The organism is Thermococcus waiotapuensis (assembly GCF_055384795.1).
In genome coordinates, this window is record NZ_AP042429.1 from 702,198 (window position 1) to 720,547 (window position 18,350).

The following is an 18,350-nucleotide window of genomic DNA, read 5'->3' on the forward strand; positions in this document are numbered from 1 at the left end:
GGCAAAGAAGTTTAGGCGTTTACTCAGAAACGGCCTCCTCATCCTTGATTTTGCACTTCCACATTCCCGCTATCTTCCTCCAGGCCTTGACGTAGCTAACGAGGAAGGGTATCTGGGCGATTGGTGTCAGTGCGGGAGCGATTGCCATGAGACCTGTTCCTGCCGCTAAAGCGATTGCCATGGCAGTCCCCTCGTTCTTTCCGACGGAGGTGAAGGTTACCGCCATATGATCCTTATAGGGTATTCCCGCAGCTTTGTCGACGAAGGTCATGAAGAGGAGGGCGATGGCATAGTAGAGGACCAGCGGTATCAACGCCAGTCCAACGATGCCCGGCTTGCTGGCTATGAGCTTCGCCTTCTCCATGAAGATGAGGAAGACGATGGTGTACATGCCGAGGAGAGAAATAGCTGGAAACGCTGGCTTAATCCTGAGGAAGCCCTCTGGGCCGAGCTTTCTCATGAGGTACACCCTCGTGAGGACGCCGAGTATCATTGGCGTTATGACGACGGTGAGGATGGTCTTGATGAGGAGCCAGACGGAGATTGAGACATGGTAGCTCGAAGCAAAGATCTTGAGCCACCCTGGAACCGTGACGATAGCCAATGTAAAGCTGAGTGCAACGACTATCGTTGCAAGCTCTATGTTGCCCCTGCTGAGGCCGGTGTAGGCTATGCTCATCGAGGAGCAGGGGACAACAGTAGCCAAGAGAAGTCCGAGGGCAAGCTGGTGGTCAAGCGGGTGGAACAGCTCGGTTAGCCAGATGGCACTGTACATAATGAGCGGCGAAATTATCAGTCCCATCGTGAGGGCTATAGCCAACTGCTTCCCGAGCTTAGCACTGTTCTTAAGCCCACTGAGGTTTAGGTTGATCATCATCGGGTATATCATGCTAATGACCACAAGCATATTGAGGTTCTTGAGTGTCCCCTCGTATTTTTTGACGTCGAAGTGGTTCCCCACATAGAAGCCCGCTATCATAGCAAGCGTGACGTAAACAGGGAGGTACTTATCGAGATGGTTCTTAAGCTTCAGCCAGTTCATTCCTCATCACCCTTACTTGGCTTTAGGAGCAGAACGGGCCTGAGGGTCGTCTTTACCACACGCATAGCCGTTGAACCGAGGAGCTCTTTCGAGAAACCGAGCTTTCCGTGGGTGGGGAGAATTATGAGAGAGACGTCCTCTTCTTCGGCAACTTTAACTATCTCCTCCCACGGGAAGCCGAAGCGAACGATGGGCTTGACCTTATCTGTCTTAAAAGCCTTCTTGACGTCTTCTATCTTTGCCTGAAGCTTTTCCATGGTCTTCTCTTCCAGTTTCTTCTTTATCTCCTCAAGCTCGAGTTCCTCTTTCTCATAAAGGAGTGAGTAACCGTTCGTGAGCTCCTCAAGAACCCCCTCGTCAATGACGTGGAGCAGGACGACCTCACCCACCGGAACATCGTTCCTCTCTTCAAACTGCTTCACGGCCCTGTGCGAGCCTTCGCTGAAATCCGTGGGGAAGAGCACCTTTCTGAACATGGTACATCACCTGTTAGGTTTTTCATCTCAACCTTTGTTCACTTGATTTGGAGTGCCTGACCATTTTTAAACCTTTTTGGGTCAAATTTGGGTAAAAATGGGGGTTAAAGACTATCCTGGAGTGGGAACAAAGGTAGGACTAAAGAGTGAACAGGCTCTTCCGCCCTATTATCTCCTCCCTGCTCTTTCCGGCCTTTAAGTCCTCGATGAGCTTCAGGACGCGCCTCTTTATCTCGTCCCTGACCTCGCGGTACTTCTCGATGGATTTACCGTAGGGATCCTCAAGCCCCCAATCCCAGGTCTTCTCTGGGGGAGCGTAGGGGCACTTATCGAGGCAGCCCATCGTTATCACGAGGTAAGCCTTATCGGCCATCTCCTGAGTGTAAAGCTTTGGTTTTTGCCCTTCGAGGGGGATACCGATTTCCTCCATGACCTCTCTCGCGAGCGGATCTATATCTTCCGCTGGCTCGGTTCCGGCACTCATTGCCTTAAAGCGCGGGTCGTCATTGAAGTAATTGAAGAAGGCCTCTGCCATCTGACTTCTGGCAGAGTTCTTGACGCAGACAAAAAGGACAAGCTTCTCCTCCATTCCAACCACCGTAGGGACTCGGAGACGGCCTTTAAATCCCTTGCCGCAATAGTCTATATAGCACCGGGTAAGTAGTGCCAGATGCCCATTAGAGGAAAGTTCCTCCACTGCGAGACATTGGCTGCCTTCCATAGAAAAAATAAAAGGCTCACGCGAGCCGGACGAATCCCACTACGCGGCCGTCCTTGACGAGCTGAACCTTTGTTCCCCACTTCCCGAACCAGTAGGCGCCAACCTCAAGCCCTTTGGGGTCTAGGTCTTCCCAGAGCTCTCCGACTACCTGGTCTTCAACGACGAGGGGAACATGGAGAACTCCCCTCGGGTTCCTCCAGGCGTTGCCCTTGCTCGCCTTCTCAAGCAGTTCCTTTGTTTTTGCCTTTATCTCTTCCTTACCCTCCTCCATGGTGTAGCCAAACCTTCCAACTTTCCACTTCCATCCGGGAACACCGAACGGCATCTCAACCACCTCCATTTTTCAGTCCTCTAAACAACGAAAGGTTCAGAGGGCGGAGGCTTTTGTTCCGCCCCTCAGGAACTTCACTACCAAAGCCAGCAGGAAGGCGAGAGCCCCAAGGGCCACGGTGCCCACGCTGAGGGCGTAAAGTCCCTCTGAGACCTGTCCAGCACTTGCTACTATCTTCGTGAGAACCTCAATGAATGCCAGACCGAGTATGGCAAGGATCGTGTAGCGGACGTAATTTGGCTTCACCCTGTGCATCAGGAAGACCCCGGTTATTCCGCCGAGGAAGCCAGCAGTGACGACCCCTATCAGGGTGCCAGTCTCTATTGGAACGGAGGGGAGCATGATGTAATAGGTCAGCAGTGCCGTCGTGGAAACGCCGAGTGCCGTTGCGGCCGTGTTGGCCGATATCTTCTTGGGGTTGTCAAAGAGGTACGCGAAGGCTATTAGGGCTATCGGTGCGGCGTCCATGCCTATCAGCCCTGCGATGAACCCTTCCAAAGCTCCAAGGGCCGCAGTGGTAACCTCTGCCCTTTCCCCTTTGATGTTCCGCGGGAAGAGCATCCTGTAGAGTGCAAAGAGCAGGAAGAGGTCGAAAGCAACGAGGACGAGCACTCTGGGAATCTTCAGGTTTATGTAGGCCCCAACCGGGACGAAGAAGATGGCCGGTAGCAGGATCATCGCAACCTTTCTCCACTCAACCAGGCCCCTCCTTGAATTCATTGCCGTTGCGACGGTAAGCTCCGCCGTGTTCTGGCCGAGGCCAAGGAACATTGCCGCGTGGACGCTCAATCCGAGGGTTATATAGTTGGGTATGAGTACTCCAGCTGCACCCATCCCGGCTATTGCGAAGAGGCTCGCGAGGATGTAAGTGAGTATCGCAATACCTATCATGGTTTTCACCTCCGCAGTTTCTTCACTTTGTAATATCGCAAAAGTGTTTATAAAGTTTTCTATAATATTATAGCTTCTGGCCAGAAGGAGCGGTAAAATTATAAAGGCTGGCGCGAAAAAGAAATAGGTGATGCTATGCCGAAGTGGATGATGGAAGAAATGGGTAACCTGAGGGCCCTCATGATGACGCTCAAACCCCTCCTGGTGGAGCCCAGGAGAAGCATAATCAAAATCCTGAGCGAAGGCGTGAAGGGCACGAACGAGATATACGGGACTCTGAAAGGGTTTGGCTTTGAAATGCCGCGTTCGACGCTTTACTACCACTTATCTGCCCTCGAAGACGCCGGAATAATCGAGGTAGCAGGCTACCGCGAGGAGGGCGGCGGCGCCCCCGAAAAGCTCTGGAAGCTGAAGGTCAGAAAAATTGGAATAGACCTCGTTACCGGGGAAGTTTTCAAGGAATGAGCGTGCATATGCACAAAGTTTATATTTGAAAAGATATTCATGGATGCGGTGGTGGAAATGAGGATCGCAATCCCGGCTGAAGATGGTGGAGGGCTTGAGAGCAACGTCAGCGGCCACTTTGGAAGGGCCAAATACTTCGTTTTCGTGGATGTGGAGGACAAAGAGATTAAGGGCTATGAAGTTGTCGAGGTTCCCTTCGAGGAGCACGGGCCAGGGGATCTGCCCCGCTTCGTGAAGGAGCACGGCGGGGAGGTTGTTCTCGCCTACGGCATGGGTCAGAGGGCGATAGCCTTCTTCAACGACCTTGGTATAGGGGTCGTCACCGGCGCCTACGGGCCGATTAAGGACGTCGTTAAGGCCTTCATCGAGCAGGTTCTCGAAGTCGACCCGTACTGGAGGGAGAAGATAGAGGGAGAGAAGGAGCACAGAGGGGAATGCGAAAAGCACTGAGCTCTTTTTTTGCAACAGGTTAAGAAACACTTAAAAATTTCCGTATGCCCGCTCTTTCTGGTGAGGTCGGATGAAAGTGAGCGTCAAGGACTTCTTGGTGATCTCTCAGAGGCCCTGGTGTACCTCAACGCTGTGGTGTTCTTCCTCCTCCTTATCCCCTGGCTCCTCAGGTGGGTGAAGTACCCCGAAGATGCCAAGAATGACCTGTATCATCCCGTAACATCCCACTTCTACGGGACGATGCCGATAGCGATGGTCATAGTGGCCATGAACCTCGCCATGGCTGGCCATACAGGGATAGCCTTTCCCCTCTGGCTGATAGGATCCCTCCTCGTCATGGCCTTCGCGTTCTTCATTCCCTACCTGTTCTTCGTCGGTGAAGGAGTTGACATAAAGACGATAACGCCCGCGTGGTTCATTCCCCCCGTGGGTCTCATGGTGCTCCCCTTAACGGCGACACCTTTCGTTCCCCTCTCTGATCAGTGGAAAGGGGCATTCATAGCGCTCAATTACTTCGGCTTCGGGGCGGGCTTCTTCCTCTATCTGGCGCTCTTCGCCATAGTCATGGGACGCTTCATAACCCACGAGCTGATGCCGCCCATGATGGCGCCCTCGGTCTGGATAAACCTCGGCCCTCTCGGGGCGGGGGCAGTTGCGCTGTTGAACCTCTCAAAGATGCTCCCGGTTGGAATCGAAGCCCTCAAGGTTTTTGCCTTCTTCCTCTGGGGCTTTGGCACGTGGTGGCTGGTCATGGCGGTGCTAATAACCCTGCACTACCTCAGAAACCTTCACCTGCCCTACAGCCTCGCCTGGTGGGCCTTCATCTTCCCGCTCGGAGCCTACGTCAGTGCCACCCACAGCGTCGGCATTGCCTTTGGAATTGATGCCGTAGACTCCTTCGGCTTCGCCGTTTACTGGCTTCTACTTGCGCTGTGGCTTATAACGGGGGTAAAAACGCTGAAGCATACTCTGCTCGGCTGATTTCTTTTTCCCTTTCGTCACTCCTCCAAAAGGCCTTTTATGATGAGCTCGGCCGCTTCCTCCTCGGTTAAGCCCTTCGCCATGAGCTGGACGAGCTGGGCCTCGTTTATCCTGCCTATCGAAGCTTCGTGCGTGAGTTCCGCTTTGTCGTTCCTCACCCTCAGCAGAGGAACCGTCTGGACATCCGCCTCTCCCTTGACAACTTCATGGCATTCCACGTGGCCCCTGGCGTAGTTACCTACCCCATAGGCCTCGTTAACGACGTTTACCCTCGCCCTGTCGAAGGCTATGGCGGTGCTCTTGAGGTTACCCCTGGAGTATGCCCCCTCCAGCATGAGGATTTCCCTTACCTCAACCGAGTCGTCCTTCACTGCCCTGACCTTCGAGGTCAGCTCCGCAACCGCCCTATCGGCGAGCTTAACTGTTACCTCAAGCCTGAGCTCCCTCGCGCGGTGCTTCGTGAGGGTGAACTTCCCGGTGTAGCGGCCGCCGTCCTTGACGTCCACTTCGGTTCTGCTTATCATCCTGACGCCCTCGCCGTGCACGTGCTCGTCGTCGTATACTACGGAGGAGTTCTCACCGACCGTTATCTTCGATATGGCCTCGTGGGTGAAGTCCTTCGCGTAGGGGAATATGCAGTGGGAGGTGAACTTCACCTTCGAGTTCTTTCCAACCTCTACATAGAACTCAACCCTCTGATAGCCCTCGCTTTTGAGGTAGCCGGTACAGAGGTGGATCGGGAAGGGAAGCTCGATGCCATCCGCTATCCTGATATTCGCCCTGACCCCGTTTTCAACCTCCTCACCCTTTATCTCAACCCCGGGGACGTTGTTGAGGCCGATTATTTTGCTTCCGCTTATGATTATGGCCGCTATCCTATCGCCAAAAAGAGACGTGTCAAGGCCCTCGCGCTCGTAGGCATTAAGTAGAGCCTCATACTCCTTCACGCGGTCGACCCTTATCATGGCGACCCCTCCAGGAAGAGGCACCTTCCGCAGGTTTTTCTGTAGTACTCAACGACCTCTCGCGAGAAGCCCTTTTTCACCACTCTGCCGGCACAGACGAAGTAGGCAAAATCCGTTTTTCCAGCTATTTCCTCGTGGTGCGTGATTAGAATAACCGTTGCCCCGGCTTTTTTGAACTCCGAGAGGAGGTTCTCTATCAGCTCGCCGGCCGTTATGTCAAGGCCAGAATCGGGTTCATCGAGTATCGTGTACCTCGGCTTTAAGAGGAGAAGCGAGGCCAGTTCAATCCTTTTCCTTTCTCCACCGCTGAGGGTTTTGTCCATGAGTCTCTCGGCATAGAGTTCGTAGGGGAGGCCGACGAGCTCAAGGGCTTCTTTTATCTCATCCTCCTTGACCTTCAGCTTCCCGCCGAGGGTGAGGTATTCCCTGATCTTTATCCCCTCGTAGCGCGCCGGCTCCTGCCAGGCCATGCTTATTCCAAGTTTTGCCCTTTCCGTGACGTCAAGCCCGGTTATGTCCTTGCCATCGAGGAGAACCTGGCCGGAGGTGGGCTTAAGCTCCCCCATCAAAATTCTGGCCACCGTGGATTTTCCTGCACCGTTGGGGCCGAGTATCGAGTAGCTCATCCCCTCCCTGAAGGTCATATTTATCTCCTGGAGGATCTTCATTCCGTCCCGTGAGTAGTCAACGTTCCTCAGGCACAGCATTTTTATCGAAAAAGTTTCACATGAATTTCTTTTAAGATTTTCTGGGCAGAAGTGTCCAGAACCAGTGGTTGAAAACAAAAACATATGAAAAATGTTTTAAATGAAGTGGTTTTATCGTGCATTGGGGTGATCTGAATGGGAAACGAGGTTGATGTTGAGAAGCTGCCGAAGTTCCTTCCCAGCTGCCACAAAGAGGCTGAACACCTCGACATAATCTTCACGTGCTCCGGAGCGGCCAGTGTGGGAAAAATCGGCCATGAAGTTGGAGTACTGCTCACCAAAGCAGGCCAGGAGGCCCGTCTGTGCTGCACCACCGCCGTAGCCGCCGGCTCTGAAATGCATCTCGACATCGGAAAGCGGGCGAGGAGGGTTATCGTAATCGACGGTTGCCCGATGAAGTGTGCCACAAAGGTAATGGAAAAGGCCGGGATAAAGGTCGATTACAGCTTCACCGTGACGGACTTCGGGATAGCAAAGCAGTCCACCCTTGATATAAACGACGAAGACGTCCTCAAGGTCGCCCTGGAGATCGCCGAAAAAGTCGGGATAAAGTTCAACGTTTAAAGGGCGGGCAGGACAGGAGAGGGGTGTGGGGTACTTTTATCCTTTTTACCCCTTCCGAAAGCGTCTCGGAGTTCTAAGTTCGGGCGTCCTTCTCTCTGAAGGTGATTGCCATGCGGGGTTTCTTAAAAGAAAGGGTTGGAAAACTCCTCCGTCGAAAAGAGACCTCATTCCCGCCCACCAAATCCCGAGTCTCTATGGGGTTATTTCCATGACGTTGTAAGTGGGGCTCATACGGTACTCTTCCTAAGCTCTTTGAGGCACTCTGTCTCCTCTTTCTCCAGTCTTATGACCTTGCTTAAAATGCACTCAAGGGTCTCCAGGTCTTTCAGGATGCTTTCAAGCTTTAAGCGATGCTCTTCTGACTCTGGATCGTCAAGCATAGAGAGGGTCAGCTCTTTGAGGGGCTTAACCTCCTTATCTAGGGTCTCTTTGGGCTGGTGGAGGAACCTTTCGAGAAAGGCTGGAATAGGAGTGAAGTACTTCGTCTTCCCGACTTTTTTAACGTTAACTAAGTAGTCCTTCGTCAGTTTTGAGAGGGCAACTGATATGGAAGAGCGGCTCAAGCCTGTGAGCTTGCTCAGGTCGTTTATGGTTAGGGGGTTCGCCGATAGGAGAAGGTGAGCATAAACTTTGGCATCGGTGTGGGTATAACCCCACCTATTCATCATTCTCTCAACTATTTCCACGAACCTCCTCTTCTCTCTCGCCCTCATATTCTCACACCCTATTCCCTTTGTCAGGGGGTTGGACTCAGTCTATTTAAAATTGCCGCCCTCGGGTGAAGGGCACTTGAATCGTGACTCAAGGCTCGGAAGTGCCTCCAGCAGGCATTCGAGGGATTTAAGGTCCTCCAGAACTGGACCCTCAACCCCGAGTTCCTCAAGGGACTCCAGAGCTGGTTTAACTTCGTGCTTCAGAATATCTTTAGGTTGTTTTAAAAAAAGCTCAAGAAGGCCTGGAACGGCAGAGAACATTTTTTTCCTCCCGTTAACGTACACAGTAATGACGTAAGCGCGGATGAGGTGCGCAAGGGCGGAGGAGACGGTTGACCTGCTTAGTTCCGTTATTCGGACTATCTCCCCGATGGTGAGGGCCCGTGGAGAGATGAGCAGGGCCCCGTAAACCCTGCCCTCGCTGTGGGTGTAGCCCCAGCGAACCATCAATCGCTCTATTGAGGATACAAACGTCTCCTCCGCCCCTGTCGTCATGTTAGCCCCTCCAAGATGGGATAAAAGGACAAAAGCAAACTGGAAATCGAAATGTCAACTCACTCCTTGGCGGTGGCTATGATAGCACCACCGATTAGGGCAATCCATGCACCGATGGTCCAGAAGCCTCCATCGAAGGGCATTGTTATAAGGGCTAGTATGACTATGCTCCAGCCTACCGATTTTGGGCTCCTCTTGTAGTAGTATGCCAGGCCCATTATGAGAAGGCTCAGTATTATCTCAACCCAGCCGACTGTCGTGTAGCTTCCGTAGTGCCACCCGTAGAAGGACTTGTTGGCCAGAACTACTATACCGTCCAGCAGTATCAAGAGAGCACCCAGCAGGGCCGTCCAGAGGCCAGTTTTCGCAGACACCATCTCAGTCACCTCCAGGGTTTTTCATTGCATTGTTGGGCAAAGATTATTTAAACTTTTCGGTTATCTCAGATGTGTCAGTTATAACCAACATAACAAGAACGAAAGATTTATATGTGATTTCCGTCAACTCCCTCACTGGGGATGGAAGTGAGTGCGGGGGAAGGCGTTGAAGCCGAGATTAAAGAATCTGGGGGGAATCAGATCTCAACAGCCCTTACTGCCTTCAAACTCATCCTTGGAAACCCACTGTCAAGGGCATTTCTCAGGCCGATGCTCAAGCGCTACGAGATAAACGGTAGGGAACTGCCCGCCCTCTATTGGGCGCTCAGTGTCTACGCTGGAGAAAGCCTCAATGAGCCCATGATGATACGCTTCCAGGCCGATGTCCTAAAGGTTCTTCTAAAACTCGGCATAAAGCTGGCCCACGGTGATGAAGAGGCTGTTAAAGAGGCTCTCCTAAGGGATCCACACATAAGGCGCGGAATCTGGGTCGTCCTTGAGGGCATAGCAAAGTATGGTGTAACGGTTCCACAGAAGCTCGCCGGGCCCTTCCTCATCGTCTGGAACTTCACGAACATGTGCAACTTCCGGTGTAAGCACTGCTACCAGAGGGCTGACAGGCCCTTGTCAAGCGAGCTGTCCTTTGAGGAGAAGCTGATGCTGGTTGATCAGCTCGACAAAGCTGGAGTCGCGGCGGTAGCACTCAGCGGCGGTGAGCCCACGATCCACCCGGACTTTTACCGTATCGTAAAGGAGCTCTCGAGCAGAGGGATACACACTTCTGTCGCTACCAATGGTTGGACGTTCGCGGACATGGAGAAGCTCAAGAAGGCAGTGGAGGCAGGCATAAAATACGTCGAGGTCAGTGTTGATTCGGCGAAGCCGGAGAAGCATGATGAGTTCCGTGGCATTCCAGGGGCCTGGGAGCATGCCACCAAAGCCCTCGAGAACGCCGTGGAGCTTGGCGTCAGCCATGGGATGGCAGTGGTGATGGACAAGGAAACGTACCAAGAAATAGACGACATTCTCGACCTGGCCGAGAACATAGGCGTGAAGCGCGTCATCTTCTTCAACCTCGTGCCGACGGGAAGGGCAGAGGACATGGTGAAGGTGGATCTTTCGCCGGAGGAGCGCGACGAGTACATGAGGATAATCTACCGTCAGATGAAGAAGAGGAGGCTTGAGATATTAACCACGGCCCCACAGTATGCTCCCATAACCCTTGAGGAGTCCAGTGGAAAGTACGTAACGCCAGCGCACTTCTACATCGGAGAGAACACCGCGGTGAAGACCTTAGCGGAATTCATAGGTGGCTGCGGCGCCGGGAGGATTTACTCAGGAATAGAGCCAGACGGAACCGTTGTACCCTGCGTCTTTCTGCCATTACCCGTTGGCAACGTCCGCGTGAAGCCCTTCAAGGAGATATGGGAGAACAGCAGGATCTTCAACCTCCTCCGCGACAGGGACAACTTCACCGGGAACTGCAAGACCTGTCCGTACAGGAACATCTGCGGAGGCTGCCGCGCGAGGGCCTACCACTACACATTGGATCTACTTGGCGATGACCCAGGCTGCACAATCAACAGACGCCTCTGGGAGGAAATAGTGAATCACGGAAAGCCCAGGGTCCTAACTGAGGTAAACTGGGTCGACGAGAGCGTAATTCTGCGCGGGCCAACACTCTACGTGCCCGGCTACTACAGCGCAGTTGAGAAGGTTGGAGACAAGCTGCTTGAGAACGCCCGGCTGGAGGTTCCAGTTAGTCTACATTTTTAATGCTTTTCTTCTCATGGTGAACCGTCAACCTCCAAAATGCATTCCCAGACACCTGCTCCTGGGCTGAATTCGTTTAGATGGGCTCCAGTGCCGTCTTAAGGGCTATCAGGTAGAGGATAACCCCTATTACCTTCTTCACCTGCCCGGAGCTCATTTTGAAGTGCATGATGTGCATGCCAACCCAGCCGCCGGCTATGGCAGGAATCGAGACCCAGAGCAAAAGCACCCAGTCGAGGTTCCCCGTTCCCCAGTAGGTCAGGAAGCCGCTCAGCGAGGAGAAGAACACAACCAGGGCCGTTGTGGTGGCCACCTTCCTGGGCTCGTGGCCGAGCATTATTGAAGCGGGGCTTATTATCCCTCCGCCGCCCACCCCTAGGAGACCCCCGAGGAAGCCCGCTATCCCGCCGATTACCGAGCCTTCAACGATGTGGTTGCCCGTGTTCTGGCGACTCCTCGGCCTGAAGAAAACCATCACGGTGGCGGAGTAAACGAGAAAGGCCGCGAAAACCCACATGGCGTAGACCTTCGGGATGAACTTACCGGCGTAGGCACCCAGCGGGGCCATAGCGGTGGCAACGAGCAGGATTGGAAGACCGAAGCGGTGGTCGAGCTTGCCGTGTCTGAGGTTCTTGAGCGTCGCGGAGAACATTGAGAGCGTGTTTATGAAGAGGCCAGCCGGCTTGGCGGCCATAAGGGGCACGCCCAACCAGCCCATCGTTGGAACTATCGCTATCGCGCTTCCAACTCCTCCGATTGAGAAAACGACGCTGAGGATGAAGGATATCAGCGCGAGTTCTGGATAGTTCATTAGGTTCACCTCATTTTATTGTGGCACTCGAATAGGGGCCCTTCATCTAAAAAAGTTTCCGTTCGAAGAACCGGCTAGTAATGCTTTAAGTTCGGAAAAGGAGATAAGCGTTGGTGAACAATGAAGGCATTGCGGAGGTGAGGGCACGGTGGATCTGGGTAATGTGACCCTGGACAAGCCGCTCCCGTACGTTGGGATAACGCCGATTCAGATTGCCACAGCGATTGTAATCCTCGTCGTTGGCTGGATCGTGGCAAAGATAATCGTTGCTTCCTTCAAGCACGGGCTGAAGAAGACAAGCTCCCGGACCTCGTCGTGGAGTTCCTTGGAAGGTTCCTCAGCGCGCTCCTTTACGTTGCAGTGATACTGCTCGCGGTCAGGGCCCTTGGAATTGGAGTTGGCTCAGTAGTCCTGGGCCTCTCGGCGGTGATAGGTCTCATCCTGGGCTTTGGCATGCAGGACACGCTCACTAACTTAGCGGCCGGCGTGTGGATAGCTGCCTTAAGGCCAATAGACATGGGCGAGGTCGTTGAAGTGGCAGGGAAAACCGGAAAGGTCAACGCCGTTGGCATAATGAGCACCGAGCTATTAACACCTGACAACGTGCTGATCACTGTGCCAAACAAGCTCGTCTGGGGAAGCGTCATAACAAACTACACCAGGATGCCCACGAGGAGAGTGGACGTTAACGTCAGCGTTGCCTATGGCACAGACCTCGACAGGGCGATAAAGCTGGCAATGGAGCTCATGAAGAGCCACCCCAAGGTTCTCAAGGATCCGGAGCCGAGTGTTGTTATAGCAGGCCTTGAAGATTCGTTTATTAACTTACAGCTAAGGGCTTGGGCTAAGACCGAGGACTACTGGGCGGTGAAGGGTGACCTCACGAAGGGCATATACGAGCTCTACAGGAAGGAAGGCGTGGAGATTCCCTTCCCGCAGCTGGACGTCCACATCAAAGAAATGCCAAAAAGCTAAGGCGCGAACTCTACCTCCCATCCCTCTTTCTTTTCTATGACACCTATCGCGAGTATTTTGTGCTCTAACGGGAGCTTAAGGATCTCCGTCGCGAGTTCTTTAGCGGAGTGGAAGTTGCCCATGCTAATCTCTATGAAGCCATCAAGGTTATACGTTGCCGTAACGAAGGCTTTGCCCTCCCTCAGCTCAAGCTCCCTGACCCAGAAGCCGTCCCTTCCAGCGAAGCCGAGCCAGCCCCGCCCGCTCCCCCGCTCTATGACACCAGCTATCCTCGGCGTGCCGTGTTCATCCCTCTCGTAGTCCATCGAGTCGAGAACGTGAACCAAAGCCTTCCTCGGCTTTTCCCACTCGAGGGCCTGAAATATGAAGTCCGTGTGGAGGCCGTTGGCGACTACAGCGTACCTCTCGTCTACCCTAATCACCGGATAGCTCACGTAGGGGTTGTTACTCTCGCTCTGGTTGATGATGTAAGCTGCATTTCCCCGAATCACTGCCCTCCTGTTCGGGAAGGAGCGGGAGCAGAGGAGGTAGAAGGCGAAGGGCCTCCCCTTAATCAGGCCTATCCCGAGCGTCCTGCCCGTGTAGGTCAAGTTATTACCTCCTCAAGCCTTTCCTCCTCAAGGGCCAGCTTTATCTCCCGCGCTATCCTCCTCCCGGCGCTCATCGGCTCGTCCCAGTAGAGCCGCCCGTACCAGTGGAGGGCGTTGCTCCCGCCGTCTATACGCGAGGCAAAGCCGATTGCCCTGAATTCCCCGTCGTAGGCAAAGTGGAGGGCGAAGGGCCCGATTATCCCGGGCGGTTCAAGCTTTCCCATTGCCTCAACGAATGCTAAACCATAGTCGTAGAGCTCCGGAAGGAGCGATTCTCTAAGGGCGACACCAACGTTGCCCGCTATGGTGTAGGGAAGCGGTCTAACCGGCCAGCGGGCGTTTCCGTCCGCTACAACCACCCGCTCATCAACGCCGAGGAGCTCTAACCTTCCCAAAATCGGCGAGTAGAAAAAGTGGACGTAGAGGTAAACGCCAGGAATAAAGCGCTCGACCCTGTAGTTCCCCTCAGCTCTCTCCAGTCTTCCCTCAATCTCCTCCCCACGGGCGATGAAGTGCCCGCTCCCGCCCCTCGGCCCCTCGAGGCGGACGAAGTAAAGCTCATCCGGCCTGATGTCTTCTTCCTCAACAACCTCAACGTGGGGTATTCCCGCTTTATCGAGGGCCCTGTCCTGCAGCTCAAAGCTCGTCTCCCACCTGAGGAAGCGCCTGTTGCCGAAGAACCTCGCTTTTGCCCTTTCTATCGCCTCAAGGCCGAGGTAGGCAACGAAGGAGCCGTGCGGAATTACTATTCCGTCATCGTCGAGTATTGTGTCAATCTTTTCGGTAACGATAAGCTCATCGACAAGCCTCGTAGAGGCGTAGAAGGCCTTTTTTCCGGGCTTCACATAGAGCCTCGTCCTAAGCCCTTCGTCCTTAGCCCCGAGGAGAATCTGGAGGGAGGAGTGGGAAGCTATCGTCGAGACTATCACTCCATCACCCCCAGAAGCTCTTCCAGGGTTAGAATTTTCCCATCCTTCGCAACGCGCATCGTGTCCCCGCTCAGCTCGTCTATAACCAGGAGCGCCCCGTTTAACCTTCCAAACTCGAGCTTGAAGTCAACCAGCTGGAGGCCCCTCGATGCCAGGAATTCCTTAAGGATCCCGGCCACCTTCCTGGTTGTTTCCTTCATCTCCTTAATCTCTTCCCTGCTCGCTATTTTAAGGGAGATCACGGCGTCTTCAGCTATCAGCGGGTCGTCGAGGCGGTCGTCCTTGAGGGTGAACTCAACTATTCCCAAGGGCTGAAAGGGTTTCACCCAGCCGCTGTATCTCCTCAGGAAGCTCCCGTAGGCCAGCTCTCTGTAAATCACCTCAAGCGGAATCCTCTCAGCCTTCAGGAAGCGGGCCCTCCTCCAGTCAATCCTCTCAACGAAGTGCGTCTTTACACCGTTCTTTTCAAGCAGTTTGAAGAAGAACTCCGCCTGATCCAAAACGACGCTCCCCTTTCCGGCCTTTTCTCGAACAACTTCATTGCCCCCGCTGTCTTCCTCGCCGTTCCTGCCGAGGAGGGTGTCCTTGAAGTGAAAGACGAGGTAAGGGCCATCCTCGTAGACGTCCTTCGTCTTGCCTGAGTAGAGGAGCCTCATCCCTTTTCCCCCGCGAGCATGTCGTTTATGAGCTTTATCGCGCAGAGGTCGCCGCACATCGAGCAGGCCTCAGTCTTTGTCGGCCTCTCCTTCCTTATCTCGATGAACCGCTCTTTGTCCTGGCTCAGCTCAAACTGCTCGGCCCAGTTGAGTTTTCCCCTGGCAAGGCTCATGAGGTAGTCTTTTCTGAATTCGGCCTCGAAGCGGGTTAGGTTTACCGCGTGGGCCGCTATTTTTGCGGCTATGATACCCTGGCGGACGTGCTCCACATCGGGAAGGCCGAGGTGCTCAGTTGGCGTCACATAGCAGAGAAAATCCGCGCCGTTCAGAGCCGCTATAGCACCGCCTATGGCCGCGCTTATGTGGTCATAGCCAGGGAAGATGTCCGTCACTATGGGCCCGAGGACGTAGAAGGGCGCGTTGTCCGTTGCTACCTTTGCCAGCTTCACCTGAGCGGCTATCTGGTCTATCGGCACGTGCCCGGGCCCTTCGACCATCGTCTGAACGCCAGCTTCCCTCGCCCTCCTCACGAGCCTCCCGAGGGTGTACAGCTCAGCCATCTGAAGCTCGTCGCCCGCATCTGACAGTCCCCCGGGCCTCAGACCATCCCCCAGGCTGAGAACTACGTCGTATTCCCTCGCAAGCTCGAGTAAATAGTCGTAATTTTTATAGAACGGGTTCTCCTCGCCCCAGTGGAGTATCCAGGCCGCTAAAAAAGTCCCGCCGCGGGATACCATGCCCACTGCCCTCTTCGCCCTCCTGATTTTTTCAACGACTTCCCTTGTAACGCCGACGTGGATCGTCGTGTAGTCAACGCCGTCCCTAAAGTGCTTCTCAACGGCCTTCCACATATCCTCTTCGCTCATCTCGATGATGGCCTTCCCTTTGGCAAGCATCTCCTCGGCGGCTTGATAAATTGGAACCGTCCCTATCGGCACGTCAACGGCGTGCATAATGGTTTTTCTGATCTCATCCAGGTCTCCGCCGGTGGAGAGGTCCATTATGGTGTCGGCGCCATACTTAACGGCCACCTTGGCCTTCTCTATCTCAGCCTTGACGTCCACTATATCCCTCGACGTGCCTATGTTGGCGTTCACCTTGACCCTAACGACGTTGCCTACGGCGACCGGTTTAACCCAGTCGTGCCTCACGTTCCTGAATATGACGGTGTGGCCCCTCGCTACGCTTCTCCTGAGCTTTTCGGGGCTTATTCCTTCCCTTTCCGCGACGGACTTCATCTCTTCGGTTATTTCTCCCCTCTTCGCGGCTTCGAGCTGCGTCATGCCCACCACCGGTTCATAACAAAGTTTTTAAATCTCAAAACTCAGTTTTTGACGCGGCTTAAAAGGTTTTGGGTGGTGGCCATGAGGGAAGCCGAGATAAGCAGGGCGATAGTTGAGGCTTATTTCAACGACCTCCTCGAGAGTCTCTCTTTGGACGTTGCCATAGTCGGAGCAGGCCCCTCCGGAATGGTGGCTGGATATTATCTTGCCAAAAACGGCGCAAAGGTGGCCATCTTCGAGAAGAAGCTCTCCATCGGCGGCGGCATCTGGGGAGGGGCCATGGGATTCAACAGGGTAGTCGTCCAGGAGGAGGCCAGGGAAATCCTCGACGAGTTCGGGATAGGATACAGGCCCTTCAGAGACGGTCTCTACGTTGCGGACGCCATAGAAATGGCAACAACCCTCGCGAGCAGGGCGGTAAAGGCCGGGGTTAAGGTGTTCAACATGGTTGAGGTCGAGGATTTGGTCGTGAAGGAGAACCGCGTTGCTGGAATAGTCATCAATTGGACACCGGTCAAGATGACGGGCCTTCACGTTGACCCCCTCACGGTCGAGGCCAGGTTCGTGGTTGATTCGACGGGCCACGGGGCACAGATAAGCGGGCACCTCCTCAAGCGCGGGCTGATTGAGAGGATTCCGGGCGAGGGGCCCATGTGGGCCGAGAAGGGCGAAGAGCTGACGGTGAAGCACACGGGAGAGGCATTCCCTGGTCTTTACGTAACAGGAATGGCCGCTAATGCCTTAGCTGGGGCGCCGAGGATGGGGCCGATATTCGGCGGGATGCTGCTAAGCGGAAGAAAAGCGGCCTTTGAAATCCTCGAAAAGCTGAGGTGATGGGATGGCCGTTTTGGTCATAGCGGGCCTCGACCCAGGCGGAGGAGCTGGCCTGAAGGCAGACATCGAGACGGTCTCTGCCTTAGGGGAGCATCCGCTCCCAGTTCTTACCTCCGTCACCTACCAGAACCCCTCGGAGGTTAGGGGCTATCACCCTCTCCTGCCAGAGGTCGTGAGGGAACAGATACGGGCGGTCAGGGAAAGCTTTGAGATCAAGGCGGCCAAAATCGGCATGCTCGGGAGCGGCGAAGTCGCCAAGGCTGTGAAGAAAGAAACAGAGGGCATAGTGAGGGTTCTTGATCCAGTAATGAAATCGAGCACGGGCGCAGAGCTGATAGATTCAGTTGAGTCTCTCAAGCCTCTCATCCCTGGCTCGGTAGTAACCCCAAACGTTCCCGAGGCGGAGGAGCTGAGCGGCCTGAAAATCCGCTCGGTTGAGGACATGAGGGAAGCGGCAAAGGCGATAGCCGAGCTCGGAGCGGAGGCCGTTGTCGTCAAGGGCGGGCATTTAAATTACACCGACGTCCTCTACTGGGAAGGCAGGTTTTACGAGTTTTCCGGCGGGAGGGTGGAGGGCTTCACCCACGGGACCGGCTGTGCCTTTTCCTCAGCTTTAGCTACTCTCCTCGCCAGAGGACTTGAGCTTCCTGAAGCAGTTGAGAGGGCAAAGCGCTTTGTAGAAGGCTCGATAGGTTTCTCGAAGGCCGAAGCAAAAGCCGTTAACCCCCTCTGGGAGCTTGAGAGGGACGCCTACCGCTGGAGGGCTAAGAAAGAGCTTGAGGAAGCCGTTAAAGAGCTAATAAAGCTCGGAGAAAAGTTGAACCCGCACGTCCCTGAAGTGGGGACGAACTTCGCCCTGGCGACACCTTTCAATGAAGTCTTCGCCGTGAAGGGCAGGATAGTGCGCTATGGAAGAACTGTTAAGCCCGTTGGGCCAGTAGAGCTCAACGCCAGCGACCACCTCAAGCGAGCTCTCCTGAAGATGCGCGAGTTCTATCCCGGGGTTAGGGCCGTCCTGAACCTCCGGTACTCGGTGGAGCTCATAGAGGAGGCCAAACGGCTCGGCCTCACAATTTCCTTCTACGACAGGAGGGAAGAACCGGAAGTGGTGAAGAGGGCCGAGAAAGGCACAATGGGGTGGGGCATGGAGAGCGCCGTGAAAAGGATTAGAAAACGGCCCGACCTGGTTTACCACCTCGGCGACTGGGGCAAGGAGCCGATGGTTTTGATATTTGGAAGGAGCGCGCGGGAAGTTGTTGAGCGGGTTGAACTCCTGCTAAGCTAAAGTTTTAACTTCCTCTTCCAATTCTTCCCGGTGAGC

Annotated in this window: 22 protein-coding genes and 1 pseudogene; 8 read left to right on the forward strand and 15 right to left on the reverse strand. The window is 54.3% G+C overall.

What is annotated here, in order from left to right:
* Positions 1 to 19: 19 nt before the first annotated feature.
* From ACZ47M_RS03920 to ACZ47M_RS03940, 5 genes are all read right to left on the reverse strand, one after another.
* Positions 20 to 1,042 (reverse strand): arsenic resistance protein, encoded by a 1,023-nt coding sequence (locus ACZ47M_RS03920; RefSeq protein WP_315340284.1) that lies wholly within the window; start codon positions 1,040 to 1,042, stop codon positions 20 to 22.
* The gene (locus ACZ47M_RS03925; RefSeq protein ID WP_315340286.1) at positions 1,039 to 1,518 is read right to left on the reverse strand and encodes a universal stress protein; all 480 of its coding nucleotides are present in this window, start codon (positions 1,516 to 1,518) and stop codon (positions 1,039 to 1,041) included. The genes ACZ47M_RS03920 and ACZ47M_RS03925 overlap by 4 nt, the downstream gene beginning before the upstream one ends.
* A gap of 139 nt (positions 1,519 to 1,657) precedes the next feature.
* A complete protein-coding gene (locus ACZ47M_RS03930; RefSeq protein WP_315341000.1) occupies positions 1,658 to 2,107 on the reverse strand; it encodes an arsenate reductase ArsC in 450 nt (149 codons plus the stop codon).
* A 148-nt stretch (positions 2,108 to 2,255) separates the two neighbouring features.
* Positions 2,256 to 2,564 (reverse strand): GAF domain-containing protein, encoded by a 309-nt coding sequence (locus tag ACZ47M_RS03935; protein WP_315340288.1) that lies wholly within the window; start codon positions 2,562 to 2,564, stop codon positions 2,256 to 2,258.
* Positions 2,565 to 2,606: 42 nt separating this feature from the next.
* Entirely contained in the window at positions 2,607 to 3,461 is an 855-nt protein-coding gene (locus ACZ47M_RS03940; protein ID WP_315340290.1) for a sulfite exporter TauE/SafE family protein, read from the reverse strand.
* 135 nt (positions 3,462 to 3,596) lie between these two features.
* Here ACZ47M_RS03940 and ACZ47M_RS03945 point away from each other — a divergent pair, with 135 nt between their 5' ends.
* Genes ACZ47M_RS03945 through ACZ47M_RS03955 form a run of 3 tightly spaced genes read left to right on the forward strand, consistent with a single transcriptional unit; the run spans position 3,597 to position 5,357 of the window.
* Complete coding sequence (locus ACZ47M_RS03945; protein ID WP_315340292.1) at positions 3,597 to 3,926, forward strand: helix-turn-helix domain-containing protein; 330 nt, start codon at positions 3,597 to 3,599, stop codon at positions 3,924 to 3,926.
* A 57-nt stretch (positions 3,927 to 3,983) separates the two neighbouring features.
* A complete protein-coding gene (locus ACZ47M_RS03950) occupies positions 3,984 to 4,376 on the forward strand; it encodes a NifB/NifX family molybdenum-iron cluster-binding protein (protein WP_315341004.1) in 393 nt (130 codons plus the stop codon).
* A gap of 60 nt (positions 4,377 to 4,436) precedes the next feature.
* A complete protein-coding gene (locus tag ACZ47M_RS03955; protein ID WP_315340294.1) occupies positions 4,437 to 5,357 on the forward strand; it encodes a TDT family transporter in 921 nt (306 codons plus the stop codon).
* 17 nt (positions 5,358 to 5,374) lie between these two features.
* On the opposite strand, the gene ACZ47M_RS03960 is transcribed toward ACZ47M_RS03955, so the two are convergent.
* Together ACZ47M_RS03960 and ACZ47M_RS03965 are read right to left on the reverse strand one after the other, a co-directional pair.
* Positions 5,375 to 6,322 carry a SufB/SufD family protein gene (locus ACZ47M_RS03960; protein ID WP_315340296.1) on the reverse strand — a complete coding sequence of 316 codons (948 nt, stop codon included), beginning with the start codon at positions 6,320 to 6,322 and terminating at the stop codon, positions 5,375 to 5,377.
* The gene (locus ACZ47M_RS03965) at positions 6,319 to 7,029 is read right to left on the reverse strand and encodes an ABC transporter ATP-binding protein (protein ID WP_315340299.1); all 711 of its coding nucleotides are present in this window, start codon (positions 7,027 to 7,029) and stop codon (positions 6,319 to 6,321) included. Before ACZ47M_RS03965 ends, ACZ47M_RS03960 begins: the two co-directional genes overlap by 4 nt.
* A 135-nt stretch (positions 7,030 to 7,164) precedes the next feature.
* Between ACZ47M_RS03965 and ACZ47M_RS03970 the strand changes: the two genes are divergently transcribed.
* Positions 7,165 to 7,593: a putative zinc-binding protein gene (locus tag ACZ47M_RS03970; protein WP_315340301.1), complete on the forward strand. Its 429-nt coding sequence runs from the start codon at positions 7,165 to 7,167 to the stop codon at positions 7,591 to 7,593.
* Positions 7,594 to 7,820: 227 nt separating this feature from the next.
* On the opposite strand, the gene ACZ47M_RS03975 is transcribed toward ACZ47M_RS03970, so the two are convergent.
* Genes ACZ47M_RS03975 through ACZ47M_RS03985 form a run of 3 tightly spaced genes read right to left on the reverse strand, consistent with a single transcriptional unit; the run spans position 7,821 to position 9,178 of the window.
* Positions 7,821 to 8,306 carry a GbsR/MarR family transcriptional regulator gene (locus tag ACZ47M_RS03975; protein WP_315340304.1) on the reverse strand — a complete coding sequence of 162 codons (486 nt, stop codon included), beginning with the start codon at positions 8,304 to 8,306 and terminating at the stop codon, positions 7,821 to 7,823.
* Between the two features lie 42 nt (positions 8,307 to 8,348).
* Complete coding sequence (locus ACZ47M_RS03980; RefSeq protein ID WP_315340306.1) at positions 8,349 to 8,801, reverse strand: GbsR/MarR family transcriptional regulator; 453 nt, start codon at positions 8,799 to 8,801, stop codon at positions 8,349 to 8,351.
* A gap of 59 nt (positions 8,802 to 8,860) precedes the next feature.
* The gene (locus ACZ47M_RS03985) at positions 8,861 to 9,178 is read right to left on the reverse strand and encodes a hypothetical protein (RefSeq protein WP_315340309.1); all 318 of its coding nucleotides are present in this window, start codon (positions 9,176 to 9,178) and stop codon (positions 8,861 to 8,863) included.
* 141 nt (positions 9,179 to 9,319) lie between these two features.
* Between ACZ47M_RS03985 and ACZ47M_RS03990 the strand changes: the two genes are divergently transcribed.
* Positions 9,320 to 10,954 carry a radical SAM/SPASM domain-containing protein gene (locus ACZ47M_RS03990; RefSeq protein ID WP_315340311.1) on the forward strand — a complete coding sequence of 545 codons (1,635 nt, stop codon included), beginning with the start codon at positions 9,320 to 9,322 and terminating at the stop codon, positions 10,952 to 10,954.
* 73 nt (positions 10,955 to 11,027) lie between these two features.
* On the opposite strand, the gene ACZ47M_RS03995 is transcribed toward ACZ47M_RS03990, so the two are convergent.
* Positions 11,028 to 11,762, reverse strand: a complete 735-nt coding sequence (locus tag ACZ47M_RS03995) for a sulfite exporter TauE/SafE family protein (protein WP_315340315.1) — start codon at positions 11,760 to 11,762, stop codon at positions 11,028 to 11,030.
* Between the two features lie 163 nt (positions 11,763 to 11,925).
* On the opposite strand from ACZ47M_RS03995, the pseudogene ACZ47M_RS04000 reads away from it, so the two are divergent.
* Positions 11,926 to 12,737: pseudogene (locus tag ACZ47M_RS04000) on the forward strand (mechanosensitive ion channel family protein).
* Here the strand turns inward: ACZ47M_RS04000 and ACZ47M_RS04005 are convergent.
* From ACZ47M_RS04005 to thiC, 4 genes are read right to left on the reverse strand one after another with little or no spacing between them, the layout of a single operon-like run.
* Positions 12,734 to 13,327, reverse strand: a complete 594-nt coding sequence (locus ACZ47M_RS04005) for an IMP cyclohydrolase (RefSeq protein WP_315340317.1) — start codon at positions 13,325 to 13,327, stop codon at positions 12,734 to 12,736. The pseudogene ACZ47M_RS04000 and the gene ACZ47M_RS04005 overlap by 4 nt on opposite strands.
* Positions 13,324 to 14,256: a formate--phosphoribosylaminoimidazolecarboxamide ligase gene (locus ACZ47M_RS04010; RefSeq protein WP_315340319.1), complete on the reverse strand. Its 933-nt coding sequence runs from the start codon at positions 14,254 to 14,256 to the stop codon at positions 13,324 to 13,326. The genes ACZ47M_RS04005 and ACZ47M_RS04010 overlap by 4 nt, the downstream gene beginning before the upstream one ends.
* Entirely contained in the window at positions 14,253 to 14,912 is a 660-nt protein-coding gene (locus ACZ47M_RS04015) for a phosphoribosylaminoimidazolesuccinocarboxamide synthase (protein ID WP_315340322.1), read from the reverse strand. The genes ACZ47M_RS04010 and ACZ47M_RS04015 overlap by 4 nt, the downstream gene beginning before the upstream one ends.
* Positions 14,909 to 16,195 (reverse strand): phosphomethylpyrimidine synthase ThiC, encoded by a 1,287-nt coding sequence (gene thiC / locus ACZ47M_RS04020; RefSeq protein WP_315341007.1) that lies wholly within the window; start codon positions 16,193 to 16,195, stop codon positions 14,909 to 14,911. The genes ACZ47M_RS04015 and thiC overlap by 4 nt, the downstream gene beginning before the upstream one ends.
* 81 nt (positions 16,196 to 16,276) lie before the next feature.
* On the opposite strand from thiC, the gene ACZ47M_RS04025 reads away from it, so the two are divergent.
* Both ACZ47M_RS04025 and thiD read left to right on the forward strand, forming a co-directional pair.
* Positions 16,277 to 17,029, forward strand: a complete 753-nt coding sequence (locus tag ACZ47M_RS04025) for a sulfide-dependent adenosine diphosphate thiazole synthase (protein ID WP_315341010.1) — start codon at positions 16,277 to 16,279, stop codon at positions 17,027 to 17,029.
* A 4-nt stretch (positions 17,030 to 17,033) separates the two neighbouring features.
* Positions 17,034 to 18,314, forward strand: a complete 1,281-nt coding sequence (gene thiD / locus ACZ47M_RS04030) for a bifunctional hydroxymethylpyrimidine kinase/phosphomethylpyrimidine kinase (protein ID WP_315340324.1) — start codon at positions 17,034 to 17,036, stop codon at positions 18,312 to 18,314.
* Positions 18,315 to 18,350 lie beyond the last annotated feature (36 nt).

What these genes read in the sequence shown, in the direction of transcription:
- ACZ47M_RS03920 (WP_315340284.1), bottom strand. Translation starts at nt 1,042, where the DNA reads ATGAACTGGCTGAAGCTTAAGAACCATCTCGATAAGTACCTCCCTGTT.
- ACZ47M_RS03925 (WP_315340286.1), bottom strand. Translation starts at nt 1,518, where the DNA reads ATGTTCAGAAAGGTGCTCTTCCCCACGGATTTCAGCGAAGGCTCGCAC.
- ACZ47M_RS03930 (WP_315341000.1), bottom strand. Translation starts at nt 2,107, where the DNA reads ATGGAGGAGAAGCTTGTCCTTTTTGTCTGCGTCAAGAACTCTGCCAGA.
- ACZ47M_RS03935 (WP_315340288.1), bottom strand. Translation starts at nt 2,564, where the DNA reads ATGCCGTTCGGTGTTCCCGGATGGAAGTGGAAAGTTGGAAGGTTTGGC.
- ACZ47M_RS03940 (WP_315340290.1), bottom strand. Translation starts at nt 3,461, where the DNA reads ATGATAGGTATTGCGATACTCACTTACATCCTCGCGAGCCTCTTCGCA.
- ACZ47M_RS03945 (WP_315340292.1), top strand. Translation starts at nt 3,597, where the DNA reads ATGCCGAAGTGGATGATGGAAGAAATGGGTAACCTGAGGGCCCTCATG.
- ACZ47M_RS03950 (WP_315341004.1), top strand. Translation starts at nt 3,984, where the DNA reads ATGAGGATCGCAATCCCGGCTGAAGATGGTGGAGGGCTTGAGAGCAAC.
- ACZ47M_RS03960 (WP_315340296.1), bottom strand. Translation starts at nt 6,322, where the DNA reads ATGATAAGGGTCGACCGCGTGAAGGAGTATGAGGCTCTACTTAATGCC.
- ACZ47M_RS03965 (WP_315340299.1), bottom strand. Translation starts at nt 7,029, where the DNA reads ATGCTGTGCCTGAGGAACGTTGACTACTCACGGGACGGAATGAAGATC.
- ACZ47M_RS03970 (WP_315340301.1), top strand. Translation starts at nt 7,165, where the DNA reads ATGGGAAACGAGGTTGATGTTGAGAAGCTGCCGAAGTTCCTTCCCAGC.
- ACZ47M_RS03975 (WP_315340304.1), bottom strand. Translation starts at nt 8,306, where the DNA reads ATGAGGGCGAGAGAGAAGAGGAGGTTCGTGGAAATAGTTGAGAGAATG.
- ACZ47M_RS03980 (WP_315340306.1), bottom strand. Translation starts at nt 8,801, where the DNA reads ATGACGACAGGGGCGGAGGAGACGTTTGTATCCTCAATAGAGCGATTG.
- ACZ47M_RS03985 (WP_315340309.1), bottom strand. Translation starts at nt 9,178, where the DNA reads ATGGTGTCTGCGAAAACTGGCCTCTGGACGGCCCTGCTGGGTGCTCTC.
- ACZ47M_RS03990 (WP_315340311.1), top strand. Translation starts at nt 9,320, where the DNA reads ATGGAAGTGAGTGCGGGGGAAGGCGTTGAAGCCGAGATTAAAGAATCT.
- ACZ47M_RS03995 (WP_315340315.1), bottom strand. Translation starts at nt 11,762, where the DNA reads ATGAACTATCCAGAACTCGCGCTGATATCCTTCATCCTCAGCGTCGTT.
- ACZ47M_RS04015 (WP_315340322.1), bottom strand. Translation starts at nt 14,912, where the DNA reads ATGAGGCTCCTCTACTCAGGCAAGACGAAGGACGTCTACGAGGATGGC.
- thiC (WP_315341007.1), bottom strand. Translation starts at nt 16,195, where the DNA reads ATGACGCAGCTCGAAGCCGCGAAGAGGGGAGAAATAACCGAAGAGATG.
- ACZ47M_RS04025 (WP_315341010.1), top strand. Translation starts at nt 16,277, where the DNA reads ATGAGGGAAGCCGAGATAAGCAGGGCGATAGTTGAGGCTTATTTCAAC.
- thiD (WP_315340324.1), top strand. Translation starts at nt 17,034, where the DNA reads ATGGCCGTTTTGGTCATAGCGGGCCTCGACCCAGGCGGAGGAGCTGGC.